This window comes from Nocardiopsis sp. FIRDI 009 (assembly GCF_003386285.1).
Lineage (GTDB): Bacteria > Actinomycetota > Actinomycetes > Streptosporangiales > Streptosporangiaceae > Nocardiopsis.
This window is the reverse complement of record NZ_QPNC01000053.1, coordinates 24,915-41,428: the sequence shown is the minus strand read 5'-3', so window position 1 is coordinate 41,428 and position 16,514 is coordinate 24,915. Positions and strand designations below refer to the sequence as shown.

Annotated in this window: 14 protein-coding genes; 9 read left to right on the top strand and 5 right to left on the bottom strand. The window is 72.4% G+C overall.

Translation table 11 applies throughout. The annotated features are described in order from the left end of the window. The first annotated feature begins 113 nt into the window (after positions 1-113). Entirely contained in the window at positions 114-1,253 is a 1,140-nt protein-coding gene (locus tag DVR05_RS26350) for an FKBP-type peptidyl-prolyl cis-trans isomerase (protein ID WP_116248607.1), read from the top strand. A gap of 68 nt (positions 1,254-1,321) precedes the next feature. On the opposite strand, the gene DVR05_RS27680 is transcribed toward DVR05_RS26350, so the two are convergent. After that, the gene (locus DVR05_RS27680; protein WP_232832357.1) at positions 1,322-1,501 is read right to left on the bottom strand and encodes a S1 RNA-binding domain-containing protein; all 180 of its coding nucleotides are present in this window, start codon (positions 1,499-1,501) and stop codon (positions 1,322-1,324) included. A gap of 209 nt (positions 1,502-1,710) precedes the next feature. Beyond that, complete coding sequence (locus DVR05_RS27675; protein WP_232832356.1) at positions 1,711-2,064, bottom strand: hypothetical protein; 354 nt, start codon at positions 2,062-2,064, stop codon at positions 1,711-1,713. Positions 2,065-2,632: 568 nt separating this feature from the next. On the opposite strand from DVR05_RS27675, the gene DVR05_RS26340 reads away from it, so the two are divergent. Continuing rightward, positions 2,633-3,646, top strand: coding sequence for a methionyl-tRNA formyltransferase (locus DVR05_RS26340; RefSeq protein ID WP_116248606.1), 1,014 nt, complete (start codon positions 2,633-2,635; stop codon positions 3,644-3,646). 7 nt (positions 3,647-3,653) lie between these two features. On the opposite strand, the gene DVR05_RS26335 is transcribed toward DVR05_RS26340, so the two are convergent. Beyond that, positions 3,654-4,742 (bottom strand): DUF3866 family protein, encoded by a 1,089-nt coding sequence (locus DVR05_RS26335; RefSeq protein WP_116248623.1) that lies wholly within the window; start codon positions 4,740-4,742, stop codon positions 3,654-3,656. 102 nt (positions 4,743-4,844) lie between these two features. Here DVR05_RS26335 and DVR05_RS26330 point away from each other — a divergent pair, with 102 nt between their 5' ends. From DVR05_RS26330 to DVR05_RS26300, 7 genes are all read left to right on the top strand, one after another. Beyond that, positions 4,845-6,863, top strand: coding sequence for a YafY family protein (locus DVR05_RS26330; RefSeq protein WP_116248622.1), 2,019 nt, complete (start codon positions 4,845-4,847; stop codon positions 6,861-6,863). Between the two features lie 86 nt (positions 6,864-6,949). Continuing rightward, on the top strand, positions 6,950-7,135 hold the full coding sequence (locus tag DVR05_RS26325; protein ID WP_116248621.1) for a hypothetical protein: 186 nt from the start codon (positions 6,950-6,952) through the stop codon (positions 7,133-7,135). Positions 7,136-7,201: 66 nt separating this feature from the next. Beyond that, positions 7,202-7,498, top strand: a complete 297-nt coding sequence (gene tatA / locus DVR05_RS26320; RefSeq protein ID WP_116248605.1) for a Sec-independent protein translocase subunit TatA — start codon at positions 7,202-7,204, stop codon at positions 7,496-7,498. Between the two features lie 236 nt (positions 7,499-7,734). Continuing rightward, complete coding sequence (gene tatC, locus DVR05_RS26315; protein WP_116248604.1) at positions 7,735-8,565, top strand: twin-arginine translocase subunit TatC; 831 nt, start codon at positions 7,735-7,737, stop codon at positions 8,563-8,565. 103 nt (positions 8,566-8,668) lie between these two features. Beyond that, positions 8,669-9,091, top strand: coding sequence for a DUF397 domain-containing protein (locus tag DVR05_RS26310; protein ID WP_116248603.1), 423 nt, complete (start codon positions 8,669-8,671; stop codon positions 9,089-9,091). Between the two features lie 88 nt (positions 9,092-9,179). After that, entirely contained in the window at positions 9,180-10,076 is an 897-nt protein-coding gene (locus DVR05_RS26305) for a diacylglycerol kinase family protein (RefSeq protein ID WP_116248602.1), read from the top strand. Between the two features lie 12 nt (positions 10,077-10,088). Then, positions 10,089-12,941 carry an RNA helicase gene (locus DVR05_RS26300; protein ID WP_116248601.1) on the top strand — a complete coding sequence of 951 codons (2,853 nt, stop codon included), beginning with the start codon at positions 10,089-10,091 and terminating at the stop codon, positions 12,939-12,941. A gap of 43 nt (positions 12,942-12,984) precedes the next feature. Here DVR05_RS26300 and DVR05_RS26295 read toward each other — a convergent pair whose 3' ends face one another. After that, a complete protein-coding gene (locus DVR05_RS26295) occupies positions 12,985-13,983 on the bottom strand; it encodes a LacI family DNA-binding transcriptional regulator (protein WP_232832355.1) in 999 nt (332 codons plus the stop codon). A 184-nt stretch (positions 13,984-14,167) separates the two neighbouring features. Next, entirely contained in the window at positions 14,168-16,279 is a 2,112-nt protein-coding gene (locus DVR05_RS26290; protein WP_116248599.1) for a glycoside hydrolase family 32 protein, read from the bottom strand. Between the last annotated feature and the right edge of the window lie 235 nt (positions 16,280-16,514).

The window sequence follows — 16,514 nt, the reverse complement described above, 5'->3', positions numbered from 1 at the left end:
CAGGGTGGCTCCGGGCGGGGCCGCGCCGTCCGGACGGGGTTCTCGGGGTGGCCGCACGCCGACCATTCGGTAGTGTGACCCTGTCCTGAGCCCGAAACCAGAGGTTGTGACCCATGCACCGACGTGCTGCCGCCCTCGCGGTGCCACTGACCGCCCTCACCCTGGCGGTCTCCAGCTGCGGATCCATCCCCGAGGAGTGGCGCACGCCCGCCTTCCTCAGGATGGACGAGGAGCAGCTCGACCCCCGGATCCCGGAGGTGACCGGGGAGGTCGGGCAGGAGCCCGAGATCACCTTCCCCGACGTCGAACTCCCCGACGAGGAGATCTCCGGCGTGGTCGCCACGGGCTCGGGCGAGGACGAGCTGGTGCGTGCCGACGACCTCCTCGTCGCCAACGTGGTCCAGTACCAGTGGACGGCGCCCGGCGAGGGTGAGGCGGTCGAGGGACAGTCCAGTTACGAGACCGGGGCGCCCGACCTCATCCGGATGAACCAGATGCCCGAGTACATCACCGACTCGCTGGTCAACCAGTCCGTCGGCAGCCGGGTCGTGTACGTGTTCCCGCCGCTGTCGGAGGAGGAGCGGACGCAGGCCGAGGCGGCGGGTCAGGAGGCCCCCGAGGGGGCCAGCGTGCTGGTTCTGGACGTGATGGAGCGGTTCGGCAACGGCTCGCTCGTCCCCGGCGAGCAGACCAGCAACGGCGGTGGCGACCTGCCGACGGTCACGCAGGACGACGTGAGCGCGCCGGTGATCGACATCCCCGACACCGACCCGCCCGAGGACCTGACGGTGGAGCCCCTGATCGAGGGGACGGGCCCCGAGGTCGAGGAGGGGCAGCAGGTCATCGTCCAGTACACCGGCATCCGCTGGGAGGCGGACGAGGACGGCACCCACGAGCCCTTCGACTCCACGTGGAGCCGGGCCGGTGAACCCTTCGACGCGACCCTCGCCGAGGGCAGCCTCATCGAGGGCTGGGTCAAGGGCATGGTCGGCCAGCGCGTGGGCAGCCGTCTGCTGCTGGTGATCCCCGGGGACATGGCCTACGGGGAGACCGCGGAGGAGGCCGGGGGCGGCCCCGCCGGAACGCTGGTGTTCGTGGTGGACCTGCTGGGCGCCTACGACAACCCGCCGCCCGCGGAGGAGACCGAGGGCGAGGGGTCGGCCGAGGGCGAGGAGGGCGCGCAGGACGAGCCCTCCGAGGAGCCCTCCCCCGAGGACGAGCCGTCGGAGGAGCCCTCCGACAGCCAGGAGTAGGACCGGACGGACCGACACCCGATCGTCGGGAGCCCCCGCGCGGATCCGCGCGGGGGCTCCCCGTGTGTCTACCGGTCGGACGCCGCCCGTGTCCGGGACGGGGTGAGGCGACGGCGGTCGCGGTCGAGCCGCGTGACGGTGACGGTGACCGGGTCGCCTACCCGGACGGCCTCGTCGGGCGTTTGGACGGGAGGGTGGGCGAGTTGGTCGAGGGGCACCAAGCCCACGATGTCATCCGCGACGCGCACGAAGGCTCCGATGGGTGCGAGTTTGATGACCGTGCCCGTCAGGAGCGTCCCCTCACCGGCGGTGGCGGCGAACTCCTGGAAGGGGTCCGGTTCCAGGTCACGCAGGGAGAGGACGGCCTCGCCCAGATGAGTGTCGGAGAAGAGGTGCCTGGCGGTGACCCGCTGTCCGACCTCGACGACTTCGGACGCGTCGTCGAACCACCGCCAACTCAGGTAGGGGCCTTGATGAGTTCCACACCCGGGTAGAGGGGGTGCGGTGGTCCGTCGTCCAGCGCGACGAACACACCGAAGGGTCGTAGGTCCGCCACGACACCGGACAGGAGGTCACCCGGGCGCAGTGAGGTCAGGAAGGCCCGGAGTTCGGGGTTCTCGGTGGCGGCGAGGGAGAGGCGGATCCGCCCCTGGTCCGGGCCGAGGCCGATCACCTCGGCGCTGACGCGCTGCCCGAAGCGCACCACGTCGGGGGAGGCGCCCCGCCAGGACAGGTCCAGGGGTCCGATCCGGGCCGTCGTGTCCGGGGGGAGGCCGTCGAGGTGGCAGACGACAGCGCCCGCCTTGGTCACATCCGTGACGGTTCCCGACCGGATCTGCCCGGCCCGGACGTCTGCCACCGGGTCGTTCGCGTTCGGGGGGCGTGGGGCCGTGGCGTTCGTGTCCGGGGGGTCGTCGGCCGGTGTCCGGCGCTCAGCCGCTCTCGGAGGTTCTTCAGGGGGTCATGCGCGTCCGGTGGTCGGTCGGCTTCACGGCTCCCACCCTCTCATGAGGGGGAGGCCGGGCCGTCGGGTTCGTCCCCGCGCCGACCGCCGCCGCCCGTCCGTCCACAGGGCGGCAGGTGGGGCTTGCACGGCTGGTCGATGTCGGGGGAGGCTCGGATTCGGGGGCGCTCTCGCCGCCGCGGCGCTGCTCAGGCGCCCCCGATTCCCAGACTAACGGGCACGTCGCCACCTCCGCCGGTGCCTGTGGACAGCCACGCGAGTCAACGACCGGGGCGCGGACACCCCCTGTCTGTCGCCCTCCGCCGCCCCCAACCGACGCCCGCCGCGCGGACACGCCCTTGGCACGGTCATCCACGCCGTGGCGGGGAAGGATACGTAGAGTCGGTCCCATCGGTCCACGGGCGAGGGGGGAACCATGCCAGACCGACGACGTTACTGCTACGTGTCCGGGCTGCGCCTGGGCGTCCCGGCGCTGGAGGAATTGTGCGCCCGGGGGCGCCCGCCCAGCCTCGTCGTGTCCTACAACGCCGAACTCGCGCACCGCTGCGGCTACGCCGACTTCGATCCGCTGACCCGGCGGTTGGGCATCCCACACCTGCGCGCCGCCGACATCAACTCCGACGAGGTGCGCGACGCCCTGTCCACGCACGGCATCGACCTCATGATCGTCGCGGGCTGGTCGCAGCTGGTCCACGAACAGCTCCTGGACTCCCTGCCCCTGGGCGGCGTCGGGCTGCACCCCTCCCCGCTGCCGGTCGGGCGGGGCCGCGCCCCCATCCCCTGGACCATCCTGCGGGACATGCGCGCCAGCGCCGTCACCCTCTTCCACCTGAACCACGAGGCCGACTCCGGCGACATCGTCGACCAGCTCTGGTTCGACGTCGCCCCCGACGTGACCGCCACCGGCCTCTACGAGCGCGTCGCCCACCTGCAGGCCGAGCTGCTCGTGCGCCACCTGGACGGCCTCCTGGACGGCACCGCGCCGCGCCGCCCGCAGACCGGTCACGTGTCCGTGTGGCCCCGTCGGCGCCCCTGTGACGGCCTCCTGGACTTCACGGCCTCCGGGGCCGACGTCGACCGCATGGTGCGCGCGCTCGCCGACCCCTACCCGGGGGCCTTCGCCCGGTTCGGCGGCGCCCACATCACCCTGTGCGGGGGCGTGTTGACCGACGCGATCGCCGGGGGCGCCCCCGGGCAGATCGTCTCCGCCGGCCCCCGCCGGGAGTGGGGTGTCACCTGCGGCGACGGCACGGTGTTCGTTCCGGACGCGCTGCGGGTGGACGAGGGGGTGCGCGCCGACCCCACGTCGTTGGCGATGTTCCGCCCGGGCGCCTACTTCGACGTTCCCTCACCGCACATGCTCACCTCCGCGCGGCCCGGTTCGGTCCCCCACCCGGCGCCCGACAGCGACTCGCTCCTGCGCGCCTGAGCGCCCCTCACCCCTCCAGGAGGGCCGCGGCGTGGCGTCCCGCCGCCGCGGCGCTGAGGAAGGCCGCCCGGTCCTGCTCCAGTCCCCGGCCCATCGTGGACACCTTCACCGGCAGCGCCCGCAGGTGTTCCTCCAGGCCGGTGACGTCCACCTCCACGAGGGTGTGCCGACCGGCCAGCGCGGCGGCCTGGACGCGCAGGCGCTCGCCGAAGGCTCCGGGCAGCCGGGGAACGACCACGTCCGCTCCGGCCAGGGCCACCCGGCCGTAGGCGGTCAGGCTGTGGTGGGACACCCCGCGGTGTCGGTCCCTGGGGTCGGCCTCACTGACCCGCAGTGACGCCACCGCCCGCCCGTCCAGGGCGGCGACCGCGTTGACCGCCTCACCGCAGGCCACCCCGGAGAACCCCCACGGGGTGCCGGTGCCCAGGTTTCCGGGCCCCTGGCACACGACCGCCACATCGGCCGCCAGCACGTGCCGGGCCGCCAGGAGCCCGGAGTGCACGGTCACGGTCTCCAGGTCGCCGCCGAAGGACTGTCCGGTGGTCACGCACCCCGCCAGCAGCCCCTCCTCCCGCAACACCCCCACGGCCTGTGAGAACGCCGCGGGTAGGGCGCCGCCGTCGAGCATGACGTGGACGACGCGCGCCTGGGGGAGCGCCGCGCGCACCCCCGCCACGACGGCGGGCAGCGCCGAGTGCAGGTCGGCGACGACGACGGGCATGCCGTCGACGCCGGTGGCCTCGCGCAGTGTCGCGTGGTGGGGGGAGCCCTGTTCGTCGGCGCCCAGGACGGTCGCCTGCAACGGGGTGTAGCGGGCCTTGACCAGGTGGCCGGGGCCGCGGGGGTCGGTGGGAAGCCGGTCGGGAACGGCGATGACCAGCGCGTATCCACCGGTGCCCAGGCCCAGGTCCAGGGCGCTGGTGTTGAGCAGGACCGTGTCGCCCACCCGGGGGTGTCCGACCAGGTCGGTGTAGGCCAGCGCGCGGCGGGTCGCCGTCTCCGGTCCGTCCCCGCCGTCCAGGGCCACGACGCACGGGAGGACCCCGGGCCAGGAGGGCAGGAGCTGACGGACTTCACCACGGCGCCACCGGATCATGTTGGGCACGGTACCTTCGTTGCTGACACCGGTGGCGGAGCGACGCGCGAGGCGCGGCCCGCGCCGGTCGATCCACCACACACGTCGAGAAGGGTGCTGGCGATGTCGCGCAGGAAGACGGAACGGCAGCTGAACCTGGTCATCTGTCTGCTGTCCACGCGCCGCCATCTCACCGCCCAGGAGATCCGCAAGACGGTGCTGGGGTACGCGGAGGCCGAGAGCGAGGCCGCGTTCAAGCGCATGTTCGAGCGCGACAAGCGCGAGCTGCGCGACAGCGGTATCCCCATCCAGGTGGGGACCGGTGACGCGGTCAGCGGCGAGGAGGGCTACCGCATCTCGCGCACCGACTACGAGCTTCCCGAGATCGAACTGCTGCCCGACGAGGCGGTGGTGCTCGGTCTGGCGGCGCGCGCCTGGCGGCACGCGGCCCTGGGCGAGGCGGCGGCCAACGCCCTGTTCAAACTGCGGTCGGCGGGGGTTCCGGTGGACAGCGAGGCCGCTCCCGGGCTGTCCCCGGCCATGCGCACCGACGAACCGTCCTTCGGCCCGGTCTGGCAGGCGGTGCGCGACCGTCGGCCGATCGCGTTCGACTACCGCAAGCCGGGCCAGGAGACCGCCGAGCGGCGCGAGATCGAACCGTGGGGCATCGTGAACCTGCGCGGTCACTGGTACGTGGTGGGCCACGACCGCGTGCGCGGGGCGCGCCGCGTCTTCCGGCTCGGCCGGGTGCGCGGCGAGGTGACGGTGCTGCGCGGCGGCCCCGACGTGGTCGTTCCCGAGGGGGTGGACCTGCGGTCGGTGGTGGCGGGCCAGCGCGCCGAACCGGAGCGCTCCGCGGTCCTGCGGGTGCGTACCGACGCCGCCCACGAACTGCGGCGCCGTGCCCAGCGCGTGGTTCCGGGGGAACGCGACACCTCCGGTGGCGGTTGGGACACCCTCACCCTGCCCTACGCGGACACGCCCGACCTCGTGCGGCGGGTGGCCTCCTACGGCGCGCGGGCGGTGGTGGTGGAACCGGCGGAGGCCCGCGCGGCGATCGCCGAGCACCTGGCCGCCACGGTCGAGGCCGGTGACCGGGCCGACGGGGCCGAAGGGGTCGTGCCCGACGAGGCTCCGGGGGCGCCGGCGCGGGGTCCGCGGTCGGCGGACCAGCTGCGCCGCCTGCTCATGCTCGTGCCCTACGCCCTGGGACGCGACGTGCGGGTGCCCGAGGTCGCGCGGCACTTCGGGCTCAGCGAGAAGCAGGTCGTGGCCGACCTGAGCCTGCTGTGGATGTGCGGCCTGCCCGGGTACACGCCGGGTGACCTGATCGACGTGGACCTGGACGCGGCCAGGGAGACCGGTGAGATCATCATCGGCAACGCCGACACGCTGGCGCAGCCGCTGCGGTTGACCGCGGACGAGGCCGCCAGTCTGGTGGTGGGCCTGTCGCTGCTGGAGGCGCTGCCCGAGGCGCAGGGCCTGGAGGGTGACGCGCTCAAGCGGGTGGGGGAGAAGTTGCGGACGGCGGCGGGGGCGGCGGTGGCCTCGTTGGCCGACGCGGTGCAGGTGCGGGTGGAGGTGGACGAGCAGGTCGCCGACACCCAGCGGCGCTGCGCCGACGCGCTGGCCTCGGGACAGCGCCTGCACCTGCGCTACCTGTCGGGCTACCTGGACCAGGTGACCGAGCGCGACGTCGACCCGATGGGGCTGGTGGTGCAGGACGGGTACCCGTTCCTGGAGGGCTACTGCCACCTGCGCGGGGACGTGCGCCTGTTCCGTCTGGACCGGGTCCTGGACCTGAGCGTCCTGCCGTACGCGGCGCGGGTGCCCGAGGGGGTGGGGCGCCGCGACCTGTCGGCGGGGGTGCTCCAGCGCTCCGAGCGCGACACGGTGGTCACCCTCGACCTGGAGCCGTCCGCGCGGTGGGTCACCGAGGACTACGTGTGCGAGTCGGTGGCCGAGCTGCCCGGGGGCGGGGTCCGCGCGACGTTGCGCACACCCGCACCCGCGTGGGTGGTCCGGTTGGCCCTGGGGCTGGGGCCCGCCTGCCGGGTGGTGGCCCCCGCCGAGGTCGCCGAGGAGGTGCGCGCCGAGGCCCGGCGGGCGCTGGCGCACTACGGGGCGGGCGCGCCCCGGTAGGCGCGGAGGTTCCGCCGGCCGGGACCTCCCCGCTGTTCACCGGGGGGTGGGGTGTAGGTCATGGCGAAACGGATATGGTGGTGAGCATGATCGCCCTCGCTGTCCTTTTCGGTACGGTTCTCGCCGGGGCCGTCGTCGTCGGGGCCCTCACCGCGAGGGCCCTCCGACACGCGCGCGTGCTCTCCGCCGAGGTGAACCGGGCCACGGGCGCGTACCAGGCGAGCACAGCCGACCTACGCGAACGCGTCAACCGGAGCGGAACGTCGACGTGATGTCCGCGAAGCGCGGGACGCGTACTATCGAAGGCGCTCGGTTGCGCCCCACAGAGAGGTAGAACCATGGGAGCCATCAACGGACCCACCATCGCCATTCTGGTGATCCTGGCGCTGTTGCTGTTCGGCGCCAAGAAGCTGCCCGACCTCGCCCGGTCGGTGGGTCGCAGCGCGCGCATCCTCAAGGCCGAGAGCAAGGGCCTGATCGACGAGGACAACAACGAGTCCGGCGACGACAAGTCCGCCCAGCAGCACACCGCCGACGCCCAGCAGCAGCCGCAGCAGGGGTACCCGCAGCTGCCCCCCGGCCAGCGGATCGTCAACGAGTCCGGTGAGGCCCAGTCCCGCACCTACGGCAACTAGCGCGCGGTCCGCTGGACCGGCTCCGCTGGCGCCGGTCCGGACCCCTGTGCCCGGAGGGCGCCGCGGGCGGTGCCCGTCGGTGGGACCCGTGCGTTCCCGGGGCCCGGTACGCGCGGTCGGTTCGGGCGCGCGGCTGATGGAGTAAGCGGGGTTCCGTCCGCGCGGGGCGGAACCGGACGAGAGAGAGTGACCACACGATGAGGGCACGAGGCCGGGCGGCCAATCCTGAGGCCCGGATGCCGCTCATGGACCACCTGCGTGAGCTGCGCGGCCGCCTGACCAAGGCGCTGATCGGCCTCCTGCTGGGGGCCGTCATCGGGTACGTGTTCTACCAGCGGGTGTGGGCCTTCCTCACCGAGCCCTACTGTTCCCTGCCGGAGTCCTCGGCGTTCGACGCCGAGGGCTGTTCGCTCATCGTCACCGGCCCCTTCGACGCGTTCTTCGTCGCGATGAAGGTCTGGCTCGTGGTCGGGGCCCTGATCTCCGCGCCGATCTGGCTCTACCAGCTGTGGGCGTTCGTCGCCCCGGCCCTGCACAGCCGGGAGAAGAAGTACGCCTACATCTTCGTCCCGCTCGCCGCGGTGCTGTTCGTCGGCGGTGCCGTGCTGGCCTACAACATCACCTCCCTGGCGCTGACCGTCCTGTTCGGGTTCCTGCCCGAGGACGCCGACCCGATGCTGACCGTCGACCAGTACCTGGACTACATGATCATCATGATGGTCATGTTCGGGTTGGGCTTCGTGATGCCCCTGTTGGTCGCGCTGCTCAACCTGGCCGGGGTCCTGTCGCACGCGACCCTGGCCAAGTGGCGCCGGGCCATCATCTTCGGCGCCTTCGCGATCTCGGCGGTCATCACCCCGGCCGAGCCGATCTCGATGCTGGCGCTGGCCGTGCCGCTCGTGGTCCTGTTCGAGATCGCCGAGCTGTTCGCCTTCCTCAATGACCGCCGCAAGCGCCGTGACGACCCGTTCGCCGGCCTGGACGACGACGAGATCTCCGAACTCGACGACACGCCCTCGGACCTGGACGAGCCGGACGTGGAGGAGAACTCCTCCAAACGCCGTTGAGCGGTCCCGCGACGCGTTAGGGTCTGGCTGGGGCCGGATGGTGCGGCCCCGGCACCCCGGGTCGGTCCCGGGGACCGGTTCGACGTTGTGAAGGGCCAGTGCGATGACTGAGCAGTCCCAAGCCAAGCGTGAGCTTCCCCCCGAGGCCATGGGCAACGAGAAGTGGCACGACACCACGCACGCGGTGTGGATGCGGTCCTCGCTGTCCAAGGAGGAGTCCGAGGCCATCGTCGAGGTCGCCACGTTCGACGACGGTTTCCGCGCGGTGCGCGACGGCAAGTCGCCGGAGAAGGGCACGCTGTTCTTCACCCCGGCGGAGTGGGAGGCGTTCGTCCTGGGCGCCCGCGACGGCGAGTTCGACATCCCCGAGGAGTACCTCACCGAGGAGGAGCGCCGGATCCAGAACCGCGAGGTCGACGTCGAGGTCGCCTGGGTGCCCTCCCCCCTGAACACGCCGGAGGCGATGGAGGAGTACCATCGCCGCCAGCGCGAGGAGGCCGAGCAGGCCCGCACCGACGGGTCCTGACGGGCCGGGTACGCCCGGGCGCGAGGGCGTGCGCGGTCCCGGTCACCCGTGCGCCCTCAGACCCCCCGGGTAGGACAAGGACCTGTTGATGACCCCCGAGATCGACCTTCTGGTCAACCCCTGCTCCGGACGGGGCCGCGCCGCCGTCACCGCCGTCCGGCTCAAGGAGCGCCTGCGTGAGGCGGGTGCCAACGTGCGTGTCCTGGTCGGTCACTCCGCCGCCGACAGCCGCCGCCTGGCCCGCCTGTCGGCCGCCGACCGTCCCCGCGCCCTGGTGGCGGTGGGCGGTGACGGACTGGTCCACCAGGCGGTGCAGGGGGTCACGGGCACCGGGGTGCCGCTGGCGGTGGTTCCCACCGGGACCGGCAACGACATCGCCCGGGCGTTCGGCCGTCCCGGGCGGTCGGTGCGCGACACCGCGGCCGCGATCCTGGCCGGGCGCACGCGCGCGGCCGACGCGGTGCGCCTGCGGCTGGACGACGGCACCGAACGGTACTTCCTCAGCGTGCTGGCGTGCGGGTTCGACGCGCGCGTCAACGAGCGGGTGAACGGTTTCCGGTTCGGTGTGGGCCGGGCCGGATACGTGGTGGGCCTGCTGGCGGAACTGCGCTCCTTCACACCCACGGACTTCACCGTGGAGGTGGACGGGCGCCGGATCGAGGAGCCGGGGATACTGGTGGCGGTGGGCAACACCAGCGCCTACGGGGGCGGTATGCACATCTGCCCCGATGCTGTCCCCGACGACGGCCTCCTGGACGTGGTGTTTCTCAGGGCGGCTCCGCTGGCGCGGTTCGTGCGGCTCTTCCCCCTGGTGTTCAGCGGCGGTCACACCGGGCTGGACCAGGTCGTGGTCGAGCGCGGCCGGTCGGTCACCATCCGCGGGCAGGCCGGCGCCGCCTACGCCGACGGTGAGCGGATCGGCCCTCCGCCGCTGGTCTGTGACGTCGTTCCGGGGGCGGTCGAGATGTTGGACCTGACCTCATAGGCTGAGAGGCATATGAGTACGCACGCTGAGCGGTACGCCGCCTTCCGTCGGCGCAAGAGCGCCTCCAGTGCCGCTATCGAGGCCTTCCAGGGGCTGTACGGGTTCGAGTTCGACCCCTTCCAGGTCCGTGCCTGCAAGGCGTTGGAGTACGGCCACGGGGTCCTGGTCGCCGCGCCCACCGGCTCCGGCAAGACCGTGGTCGGCGAGTTCGCCGTCCACCTGGCGTTGAGCCAGGGCACCAAGTGCTTCTACACCACGCCCATCAAGGCGCTGTCCAACCAGAAGTACAACGACCTGGTCAGCCGGTACGGCACCGAGAAGATCGGACTGCTGACCGGTGACAACAGCGTCAACGGTGAGGCGCCGGTGGTCGTGATGACCACCGAGGTGCTGCGGAACATGCTCTACGAGGGGTCCTCGACCCTCGGCGGGCTGGCGTACGTGGTCATGGACGAGGTGCACTACCTCGCCGACCGCTTCCGTGGCGCGGTGTGGGAGGAGGTGATCATCCACCTGCCCGAGTCGGTGCGGATGGTCGCCCTGTCGGCCACGGTGAGCAACGCCGAGGAGTTCGGCGAGTGGCTCCAACAGGTGCGCGGCGACACCACCGTCATCGTCGACGAGAAGCGGCCGGTCCCGCTGTGGCAGCACGTCATGGTGGGCGGCCGGATCCACGACCTGTTCGCCGAACCGGTGGAGGAGGAGACCGACACCAGCCGCGAGGAGGACCAACGCCGCGGCGGGCGCAAACGCAGGCGGAACCGTCGCGGCGACGACCGGTCGTGGCGGCCGAGGGAGATCGTCGTGGGCGGACAGAAGCTCGCGATCAACCCGCGCCTGTCCCGGATCGCCGAGGAGGACGCGCGCACCACCCAGCTGGCGCACCGGCGCCGTTCGGCCCAGTCGCGGGCGCGCAGGAACAACAACATACGGCCCCGCACCCGGTACGCGCCTCCGTCGCGGCCCACGATCATCGAGAAGCTCGACGACGAGGGCCTGCTGCCCGCGATCACGTTCATCTTCAGCCGTGCCGGGTGCGACGACGCCGTGCGCCAGTGCGTGGCCTCGGGGCTGGTGCTCACCACCCCCGAGGAGGCCGCCCAGATCCGCGAGTACGCGGAGACGCGGTGCGCCGACATCCCGCCGGCGGACCTGGCCGTGCTGGGCTTCGAGCAGTGGCTGCGCGCCCTGGAGGCGGGGATCTCCGCCCACCACGCGGGCATGCTGCCCACGTTCAAGGAGATCGTCGAGGACCTGTTCTCCCGGGGCCTGATCCGCGCGGTGTTCGCCACCGAGACCCTCGCCCTGGGGATCAACATGCCCGCCCGCACGGTGGTCATGGAGAAGCTGGACAAGTGGAACGGTGAGGCCCACGTCCAGCTCACCCCGGGCGAGTACACCCAGCTGACCGGGCGCGCGGGGCGGCGCGGGATCGACGTGGAGGGCCACGCCGTGGTCGTGTGGCAGGCCGGGACCGACCCCGAGTCGGTCGCCAGCCTGGCGGGCACCCGCACCTACCCGCTCAACTCCAGCTTCCAGCCCTCCTACAACATGGCCGTCAACCTCGTCGGCCAGGTGGGGCGCCGCCGCAGCCGCGCCATGCTGGAGGAGTCCTTCGCCCAGTTCCAGGCCGACCGGGCCGTGGTGGGGCTGGTCAAGCAGCTGCGCAAGCACGAGGAGGCCCTGGAGGGGTACGCGGCCTCCGCCGAGTGCCACCTGGGCGACTTCATGGAGTACGCGGCGCTGCGCCGCGCCCTGAGCGACCGCGAGTCGATGTTGGCCAAGACCAGGTCGGTCCGGCGCCGCGACGAGGCCCTGGAGAGCCTGGAGAGGCTGCGTCCGGGCGACATCATCCGCATCCCCTCGGGCCGTTTCTCCGGGCACGCGGTGGTGCTGGACCCGGGTCTGAAGCTGGACCTTCCGGCTCCGCTGGTGCTGACCGTGGACAAGCAGGTCAAGCGGGTCAACGCCAGTGACTTCACGGTGCCCGTGCACCCGTCGGGGCGGATGCGCATCCCCAAGTCGTTCTCGGCTCGGTCGCCGCGCTCGCGGCAGGACCTGGCCTCGACCCTGCGCAACAAGCTCCGGGAACAGGGCGACACCCCCAGGGCCGGGCGCGCCCCGCGTGACGTCGGGGAGGACGAGGAGGTGCTGCGGCTGCGGTCCGAGCTGCGTCAGCACCCGTGCCACGGGTGCGACGAGCGCGAGGAGCACGCCCGCTGGGCCGAGCGCTACTTCCGGCTGAGCAAGGAGGCCGAGGGGCTGCGGCGCCGGGTGGAGGGGCGTTCGCACGTGATCGCGCGCACCTTCGACCGGGTGTGCGGGGTCCTGGACGACCTGGGCTACCTGACCGGCGACACGGTCTCCGAGGACGGGGCGCGGCTGGCCAAGGTGTACTCCGAGCTGGACCTGCTGGTCGCCGAGTGCCTGCGGCGGGGGTTGTGGAAGGACCTGACCCCGCCGGACATGGCGGCCGTGGCCGCGGCGCTGGTCTACGAGCCGCGCCGCAACGACGACCCGTTCCCGAGGGTGCCCGCCGGTCGGGTCGAGGAGACCCTCGACGAGATGATCCGGTTGTGGGGCGACCTCAACGACGTCGAGTCGCGGCACCGGGTGTCGTTCCTGCGCCAGCCCGACCTGGGGTTCGTGTGGACCGCCCACCGCTGGGCGAGGGGGGACCGGCTCGACGCGATCCTGCGGCAGGCCGACATGCCCGCCGGTGACTTCGTGCGCACGGCCAAGATGCTGGCGGACATGCTCAGCCAGATCGCCGGGGCCACCGGGGACCCGCAGGTGCGCTCCACCGCGCGCAAGGCCACCGACCTGGTGCTGCGCGGGGTGGTGGCCTACTCGTCGTTCAACTGACCGCCGGTTCCCACGTGCTCGCGGAACCGCGCGGGCACGGGCCTCAGCGCGGCGGCGCGATCTCCCCGGAACCGCGGACCACCAGCGTGGTGGGTACGCGCTCCTCCCGGGGCGGGGCGTCGTCGCCCGCGATGCGCTCGAAGAGCCGCCGCACCGCCAGGGTGCCGATCCGCACCACGTCCTGGGCGACCACGGTCACCCGAGGGACGAGCAGGTCGGCCAGGGGGAAGTCGTCGAAGCCGACCACGGCCACGCGTTCGTGCAGGCCGCGTTCCTGGAGGGTCTGGATGGCGCCGATGGTCACCAGGTTCTGCGCGGTGAACAGGGCGGTGGGCGGGCGGTCGGAGTCGAGCAGGGCGGCCACGGCGCGGGCGGCGCTGGCGGTGTCGGGCAGGTCCGTGACGACGCGTCCGGGGCGTTCGGGCAGGCCGCGTTCGGCCAGGGCGGCCCGGTAGCCCGCGACGCGTTCGCCGACGGTGCTGATGGTGCGGGTGTCGCCGAGGAAGGCGATCTCGGTGTGTCCGTGGTCGGCCAGGTGCAGGACCGCCTCGCGGGCGCCCTCGGTGTTGGTGGCCAGCACGGCGTCGGCGGCCAGCCCGCGCGGGGGCCGGTCGACGAACACCACCGGGGTTCCGGTGCGGATCTCCCGGTGCAGATACCCGTGGTCGGGGGCGGCGGGGACGATGACGATGCCGTCCACCCGGTGCAGGGTGGCGGCCCGGACCAGCTCCAGTTCGCGCTGGGGGTCCTCGTCCAGGCTTCCGGCGAAGACGAGGGAGTCGTGGTCGCGGGCGACGTTCTCCACCGCGCGGCTCAGGGTGGCGGAGAAGGGGTTGGCCACGTCCTCCAGCAGCAGGGCGATCTGGCGGGTCGCGCCGTCGGTGCGCCGCAGGCTGGAGGCGGCGAGGTTGGGCTGGAAGTCCAGCTGGACGATGGCGCGGGTGACGCGGTCGCGCAGTTCGTCGGAGACGGTGGAGACGCCGTTGATGACGCGGGAGACGGTCTTGATGCTCACCCCCGAGAGCGCGGCGACGTCCTTCATGGTGGCCCGGCGGACCGGTTCCCCGGACGCGGCCTGCGGACCTCTGCCACTGTGCTGCACCGACACTCGAACTCCGGCCTCTCTCCGCGACGCCTTGACCGTGGTCCCCGTGCGCGGGCGGGGCGGCGCCGAGTGGCACCGCCCCCGGGCGCTCATCGCCGTCCTGCGGCGGGAGGGGACGGTCTCATTGTGCCGCACCCGTCCCGTCCGGGGTGAGCGGTCGGACGGTGACCTCCTCGGCGAGACCGTTTCCTCCCCTGGTGTAGAGGGTGACGCCGGTGGCGGAGGGGTCGGGGAAGGCCAGGTGGGTGAGCGCCGCGCGGCCGTCGGCGGCGAACACCTCCACCGACGAGGTGTCCACGACCACGCGCAGGCGCAGCGCGCCGTCCTCCAGGGGCAGCGGGACGATGCTGCGGCCGGGGAAGTCCGGGTGGAAACCGGTGTTCCCGGAGTCGGTGCGGTCGACGAACAGCTCCCCCGCCTCGGTGTCGTAGCCGATCACGGTCGCCTGGTCGCCGTCGTCGTGGACGCGCAGGCCGATCTCGTCGGACCCGTTCGGCCGGAGCGTCACCTCCACCTGGTGGGCCTGGCCGGGTTCGGGGCTGGCCAGGTGGCGGCCGAGGGGGCTGGCGGGGACGCGGGCGCGCTGGTAGAGCGGTGCTGCGTAGACCTTCTGGAGCTGGTCGACCGGATGCTGGACGAGCTGGGGCCGTCCGTCGACCGTCTCCAGCTCCAGCCGGCGGGGCAGGGCCATCTGGCCGCGCCAGGGGGTGGTGGGCACAGCTCCGGCGTACTGCCAGTTGCTCATCCAGGCCATGATGACGCGGGCGTCGTCGGGGGTGTCGTTGTAGGACACGGCGGCGTAGTAGTCGCGGCCCCAGTCGAGCCAGTCGTAGTCGGCCAGCCCCGGCACCGGGTCGTCGGAGAACGTCACGTGGTCGAGCAGGATGTGCCCCCAACCCCCGGTGGCGTCGTCGTTGACGCGCAGGCGGGCGGTGCGGCCGACCAGGTCGCTCACGTCCCAGGACACCCAGTCCAGGCTCTCGCTGTCGCGGCCGGTGGCGGTGCGCACGACCTCGCCGTCCACGACCAGGTTGACCGAGGCGTCCCCGCCCTGGCCGGTGTTGGGGTGGTCGCCCCCGCCGACGAGGAGGTTGACGTGGTCGCGGTCGATGGTGAACTCGGGTGAGGTCGCGTGGCCGCGCGGCGCGTCGCCGCCGACGAAGCTGTTGAGCAGGCGCTCGCCGAGGTGGCCGCTGACCGGCTGCTGCCCGGGGAGGGTGCCCTGGGCGGGTTCGGTGCCGAAGGGGCCGTCGCCGCCGGTGCCGTCGAGGTCGTTGACGACCTCCCAGCCGTCGTAGCCGCTTTCGAAGTCGGCGAACACCTCGCCCTCGGGCGGCCCGGAGTCGACGAGGCGCTCCGGGGTGAAGGTGGTGCCGTCGAAGTCGCCGACGAAGTACTGGGCGCCGGACCCGCCGGCGACCGAGCCGGGGTTGAGGTTGACCACGAGCACCCAGCGGGTGTCGTCGGGGTCGCCGTCGACGGGGAGCTCGAACAGGTCGGGGACCTCCCAGATGCCGCCGTCGGCGTGGGCGGGGCCGAAGTCGCTGAGGAACTCCCACTCCAGGAGGTCGTCGGAGCGGTAGAAGTGGACGGTGTGGTCGGTGGCGACGACGGCGGCCATCACCCAGTAGCCGCCCTCCTCGTACCAGAACACCTTGGGGTCGCGGAAGTCCGGGTCGCCGATGTCCAGGACGGGGTTGCCCTCGTACCGCTCCCAGGTGTAGCCGCCGTCGAGGCTGTAGGCGAGGGACTGCGCCTGGATGCCGGGGCGGTCGGAGGCGTCGGTGTAGGCGCTGGTGTAGACGGCGACCAGGGGAGGGTTCTGCGCGGTACCCAGGCCGCTGGTGTTGTGCTCGTCGAAGACGACGCCGCCGGAGAAGACGTGCTCCTGGTCGGTGTAGGGGATGGCCAGCGGCTGCTGTTCCCAGTGGATCAGGTCGGGGCTGGTGGCGTGCCCCCAGGACATGTTGCCCCACTGGTCGCCTTCGGGGTTGTACTGGAAGTACAGGTGGTAGCGGCCGTCGTGGTACACGAGGCCGTTGGGGTCGTTCATCCAGTTCTCGGCCGGGGTGAAGTGCAGCTGGGGCCGATGGGGGTGGTCGGTGGCCGCGGAGCCGGGGGCCGCCGTGGTGAGGGTCAGGGCGGTTCCGGTGGCCAGGGCGGTCACGGCGGCCAGGGCGGCGGTGCTCCGGGGGCGTTGACGGGGGGTGCGGTGGCGCGGTCGTCGGTGCATGTGCCTCTCCGATCTCGACCCCTGGGGGAAGGGCGGGCCGCGGTCGGGCGGCCCGTGGGTTTCCGGGATGCTCCGGGTCGGTGATGTGGCTCACCATGCATCTGCTGAGTCAACGTTGTCAACAGGGTCTTCCTGAGGGGATTGGTTGATTTAACTGCTGTTACTTGGGGGGTTGACACGGGCTCGATGTCTCGATGAAACTTTCGGGACATCGTTGTCTCGGTGATGCGAGTCA